This window comes from Oceanobacillus sp. J11TS1 (assembly GCF_018333215.1).
GTDB lineage: Bacteria > Bacillota > Bacilli > Bacillales > Amphibacillaceae > Oceanobacillus.
Genome location: NZ_BORO01000076.1, coordinates 1 through 341, shown reverse-complemented (window position 1 = coordinate 341; position 341 = coordinate 1). Strand labels below are relative to the sequence as shown.

The following is a 341-nucleotide window of genomic DNA, read 5'->3' as shown; positions in this document are numbered from 1 at the left end:
GAACGCAATGAAGATCGCCATGATTACAGAAATGGATACTACGATAGAGAGTATATGCTGAGTGTTGGAAAGGTAAAATTAAAGGTTCCACGTACGCGCAGCGGGGAATTTTCTACAGAACTATTCGAGAAGTATAAACGTTGTGATAAAGCCTTTTTGCTATCGATGTTGGAAATGGTGATAAATGGTGTTTCTACGCGTAAAGTGACTAAAATCGTAGAACAGCTTTGTGGTGAAAAAGTGTCGAAGTCCATGGTCTCAGAGCTTACAAAAAAGCTAGATCCAGTTGTAAAGGAATGGGCCAACCGTCCTTTAGATCGGCAATATTATAATTATATCTA

General features: G+C 39.0%; 1 protein-coding gene. It reads left to right on the top strand.

Translation table 11 applies throughout. The features are described from left to right. A partial coding sequence (locus KI343_RS19910; RefSeq protein ID WP_212928124.1) for a transposase occupies positions 1-341 on the top strand: 341 nt, incomplete at both ends.